This is a genomic window from Microcystis sp. LE19-10.1B, assembly GCF_027530565.1.
GTDB classification, from domain to species: Bacteria; Cyanobacteriota; Cyanobacteriia; order Cyanobacteriales; family Microcystaceae; genus Microcystis; species Microcystis aeruginosa.
The window spans coordinates 1-1,168 of record NZ_JAPZQM010000230.1; the positions used below are offsets into that span (position 1 = coordinate 1).

General features: G+C 44.1%; 2 protein-coding genes. One reads left to right on the forward strand and one right to left on the reverse strand.

Annotation, left to right across the window (positions count from 1 at the left end; genetic code table 11):
- Positions 1-158: 158 nt before the first annotated feature.
- Positions 159-368, reverse strand: a complete 210-nt coding sequence (locus O9332_RS08375) for a hypothetical protein (RefSeq protein ID WP_288024884.1) — start codon at positions 366-368, stop codon at positions 159-161.
- A 246-nt stretch (positions 369-614) separates the two neighbouring features.
- Here O9332_RS08375 and O9332_RS08380 point away from each other — a divergent pair, with 246 nt between their 5' ends.
- Positions 615-908 carry a hypothetical protein gene (locus tag O9332_RS08380; RefSeq protein WP_002759475.1) on the forward strand — a complete coding sequence of 98 codons (294 nt, stop codon included), beginning with the start codon at positions 615-617 and terminating at the stop codon, positions 906-908.
- Positions 909-1,168: the final 260 nt, after the last annotated feature.

Below are 1,168 nucleotides of genomic sequence, written 5' to 3' on the forward strand. Positions count from 1 at the left end.
ACCCTTATTAAGGGGGGATCCCCCCGCCTATCGGCACCCCCCTTATCAAGGGGGGCAGGGGGGATCAAACCTAAAATCCATTTTTAATTTAATTATAACCAGCTACTTATCTGTCACCAATACCCAATTATTTTCTATACATTGAGCAGCAATCCATTTCACCGCTCATTGACATCTACCTGACGACATTCTGTTTTAATGGCTTGTTGTAGTTCTTGTGCCTCTGAATCGCTTAAAATGCCTGAAAACTTGGCCAGAGGATGACTGTTGCCTGTTGCCTGAACTCGATGTAAAAAATCTAACACGGTTTCTATTAGATCATCAGGTGCTTGTTCGAGTTCTTGAATTAATTGTTGACGATGGTTCATAGACAGTCTGAACGAGTAATACAGTAAATGTGATGGCTACCTTGAATTCTCAATGACGTTCTCAAATTTTGGCGAACTTTTTCCCAGAAATAGATCTTAATTGACTCATCTGAATTTCGGAGATTATTCGATCGCCTAGTAATATTGTAGGCTGATAATCGTTGCCGTTGCCTCTGGATTGGTAATTCTGCCATCTTTCGGGAGTGATAGAATGCGAAGTATCCCCCGCAACAAGGAATTTAGTTTATGAGTCAATCGGGAGAAACCGTCACCTATTCCCTAGAAGCCATCCTGACGCGGATCGAGGGAAAGATCGATCGAATCGATGATCGCCTGACAAAACTAGAGGTAGGACAGGCAAAATTAATCGAGAAAGTCGAGGGAATGGATAAGCGGTTAGAAAGGCTAGAAAACGAACAATCGGGGCTAGTTAAGGATATATCCGATTTAAAAGGGGCGAAATCGCTGATTATCCCCGTAACCGTCGCGATTATTACCGCCATACTCACGGTTTTCCTTCGCTCTTTACCCTCTCCCTAGACGAATCGCGCCCGGCCTAGAAATTGCCAAGTCTAGCGGAACGATCGCCAGCTGGCGGGGGTTAGGGAGATGGGCAGAAATTCCTTTTCCATTCGCCCGCAGGTAAGCTGTTGACTATCTAGGGTCTGCTGAATAAATCTAAAAACCTTGTTGGATAAGACTTTTAGACTTTTTTTTCCTCAAAAAGTGCCAGCCGTTGCGGGGATCGGGGGGAAAATTCAGGTACTTTTTCCCTGAAAATTAGGTAATTGACTACCTCA

Coding starts and splice junctions, on each gene's coding strand:
- O9332_RS08375 (WP_288024884.1), bottom strand. CDS start 368: ATGAACCATCGTCAACAATTAATTCAAGAACTCGAACAAGCACCTGAT.
- O9332_RS08380 (WP_002759475.1), top strand. CDS start 615: ATGAGTCAATCGGGAGAAACCGTCACCTATTCCCTAGAAGCCATCCTG.